The organism is Aliterella sp. E5.1 (assembly GCF_057473825.1).
On record NZ_JBYCCV010000194.1, the window covers coordinates 1 to 3455 of the forward strand.

At 42.9% G+C, this 3455-nt stretch carries 2 protein-coding genes; both read right to left on the reverse strand.

The window, feature by feature from the left end; genetic code table 11:
* The coding region (locus tag AC2VE5_RS24780; RefSeq protein ID WP_486890272.1) for an oligosaccharide flippase family protein at positions 1-635 on the reverse strand (635 nt) is incomplete at its 3' end.
* Positions 636-639: 4 nt separating this feature from the next.
* Positions 640-3429 carry a polysaccharide biosynthesis protein gene (locus AC2VE5_RS24785; RefSeq protein ID WP_486890273.1) on the reverse strand — a complete coding sequence of 930 codons (2790 nt, stop codon included), beginning with the start codon at positions 3427-3429 and terminating at the stop codon, positions 640-642.
* Between the last annotated feature and the right edge of the window lie 26 nt (positions 3430-3455).

Here is a 3455-nt window from a genome sequence, read left to right on the forward strand (position 1 = left end):
GGAACCACTAACTGATGCCTTCCCATAATCTTTGGTCTGTGCAGTGTATTCTTCAACATCAAGACACCGCTACGAATGTCATAGCCAACCAGAACCACAGACCAGGCAACGACTAATCCCACTGCTCCCCAGACAACGCTACCTGATAGATGAACTCCAATACCTAGCAGTAACAGCGACAGAGGACCCTTAATCATTAGTGACACAGCAATCCGATCCATTCGTTCGTGCTGCTGGATTAACCCATAAAATACGTCGCTAATAGACTCGACTGCTTTTGCTAAACCAACCAGCAAAATCACTAGCGCTGTTTCCCAGCGATAGCTAGCTGCCAATGTAATTCCTGCAATTATTAGTAATGCTAGTCCGGTCGCAAATAATCTCAAACCCAGGTAATCGCTAAATAAAAATTGGCGCTTAGCATCTGTCGCTTGAACGGCCCGTAACTGGAGGTTTGTAAACATAACAACCGGGGCAGTAATTGCAACTCCTAAGGTGAACTGCCCGACCATCTCTGGACTGCCAAGCTTAGCTAGAACTATGAGCATTCCCCATTGGCATGCAGCATAAACAGCATTACCAATGAAGGTCCAAGAGAAGTTGCGGCGCAGAGTGAGTGGCTTACTAGGTTGCATCTGCCTACTTCCGCACTTGAATTAGCTTTTCTAGATCTTTGCCTTCTACCGGCTTTGAGAAGAAATGTCCTTGTCCATACTCACAGTTCACCAATTTAAGCTGAGCAAGCTGCTCTTTAGTTTCGACGCCTGTTGCAACCATGTCTATACCAGCCTCATGGGCAGCCGTCGTTATAGATTGGACTATCTCAAAGCTTTCATGGTCGTTGCATATGCGATTAATTAAAAAGCGATCTATTTTTAGTCGCTCAAACTGTTCATACTGATATGGAAAGCACTCTGAAAGACTATAGAATGAATGACTTCGACCGTAATTATCAACTCGCAACTTAACTCCTGATGCTCTTAACTGTGAGATTACAGCAATAGCATGATCGGGATTTTCCTGAACTAAGTTTTCAGAAATTTCAAATCTTAGATTGCAGGGATGTAGACTATTTTGCTTCAAAAACTTAGTAGTTTGTTGAACTAAATCAAGCTGTAAAAATTGTTTACGAGAGAGATTTATACTGACGGTTAAAGGAGTAAGAGTGCTTTCCTGCCATGCATATATTTGCCGACAAACTTCACCCAGAACCCAGAGTCCTATAGGAATAATTAAGCCTGTTTCTTCGGCTAATGGAATAAACTTTCTTGGGTAAATCAGACCTTGATTGGGATGCCGCCAACGTAGAAGCGCTTCAAAACCAGTCAATTCTCCTGTTTCCAAGCGTATGACAGGCTGATAATGAAGTAGAAACTCCTGACGCTCAAGTGCCTGCTGAAGATCCTGTTCTAACTGTTGAAATACAAAATTGTTAGGCTTAAATACTTTGCGACAACTTAACTTTGATTTAAGTTTTACTTTGCCCTTAGGATTTGCTTCTAGGTTGTTAGACTTGAAATTTGGTTTCGGTTGACCTTTGGGAATATATCCTTGTACCAACTGCTCAAGCAAAAAGAAAATAATATCAGACTTATTGTTGGTTGCAGCTTTGCATAGTGTGTTAACAGCAAAGTCAAGATCTTCTGGCACAGCTTTACTAGCGTTTTTGACCACATAAAGCTTTTCGTGCAGCGTCGGCTGGTGTTGCTCCCCTGAAATCAGTATTTCCTCAAAGAGTTTCTCCCCCGGTCGCAAACCGGTATAAACAATCTCAATATCTTTACCGATCTCGTACCCTGAGAGTCGAATTAAATCTATTGCCAGGTCAACAATCTTCACGGGTTGACCCATATCGAGCATAAAGATTTCACTGCCATGACTAATCATTGCTGCCTGCAAGACCAGTTGCACCGCCTCAGGAATTGTCATGAAGTAGCGGCAAATCTCAGGATGGGTAACCGTCACAGGCCCCCCGGCAGCAATTTGCTTTCTAAAGGTAGGGACAACGCTACCTCTGCTACCTAGAACATTGCCAAATCGAACGACCACAAAGGGCTTGCCGCTGGTTTGAGCCGCTTTAAGCACCAACATTTCAGCAACTCGCTTACTGGCCCCCATAACATTAGTGGGATTTACCGCTTTATCGGTAGAAATCATCACAAACTGCTTGGTCTGATATTGCAATGCCAAGCTTAGGAGGTTACGGGTTCCCAGGACATTGTTTGTAATTGCTTCTGGTGGATTCAACTCCATCAGAGGAACATGCTTGTGGGCTGCAGCATGAAAAACAATTTCTGGCCTATATTTTTCAAAGGCATGTTCCAGTCGAGACGAAAACCGCAGATCAGCAATAAAGGTTGTTAGACGAGTTGTGCCTCCACTCTTTCCTTTAAGAATCTGCACTACATGGCCAAGCTCTTGTTGAATATTGAATACAGAGTTTTCTCCGTGACCAAGAAGTATCATCTCTGCCGGGTGGCACATTAAAATCTGGCGGCAAAGCTCACTGCCAATTGAGCCCCCGGCACCGGTGATCAGCACTGTCTTGCCTTTTAGAAATTCAGAGACTTTCTGAATATCAGTTTGTACAGGCTCTCGACGCAGTAAGTCTTCAATCTTAATTTCTCGAATGCTTTCGATGCTGATGCGGTCATTAAGGATCTCGTGGATTCCGGGTAAGGTACTGGTTTGAACACCAATTAATTGGCAAATATCAACAATGTCTCGAATCACCTGCCCTGAAACACTAGGCATGGCAATAATCACTTTGCGAATTTTTAGAGAGTGAACAACCTCTGGAATTTGATGACGATTTCCAACGACTGGTAACCCTCGAATTCGTAAGTTCAACTTTTGGGGATCATCGTCAACGAAAGCAACTGGATAAAGATCACAACGCGGATCTTGCTGCATTTGCTGCACAAGGGAAATACCGCCACTGCCAGCACCGACAATTAAAGTGCGATCGCCTGCGCTAGATATTTCATTTCGTTGATCAACCCTTTCAGCCGCACGAACACTAAAGCGGACCCCACCCACCAGAACAAAGCTCAAGAGTCCATCCAGTAACGGTAGAGAGCGAGGAAGGTTGTCAATTGGTAAGTTAGTTAAATGATAAAGACTACTAAATAGGAGAACTTGTAAGACCACGGCAGCAGCCATCGCTATGGCTATCTGTAAGAGTTCATCAATACTGGCGTAGCGCCAATATCGTCGATAAAATCCCGATCCATAAAAAACAGCTAGTTTAGTGATTAAAAATAGGATTGTTGTTACAACTAAACCAGCTTTATAAGAGTTTAGGGCAATAGAAATGTCTAAACGAAGAATAAGCGCCAGTACAGTTGTAACTGAGAAAATAAGAATATCAATAATTAAAAAATGACGATTTCTAAGTTTTGGTAAAAACTCAGAGACTATGTTCATCATTTATGAATCTCCATCATTCATAAACT

What these genes read in the sequence shown, in the direction of transcription:
- AC2VE5_RS24785 (WP_486890273.1), bottom strand. Translation starts at nt 3,429, where the DNA reads ATGATGAACATAGTCTCTGAGTTTTTACCAAAACTTAGAAATCGTCAT.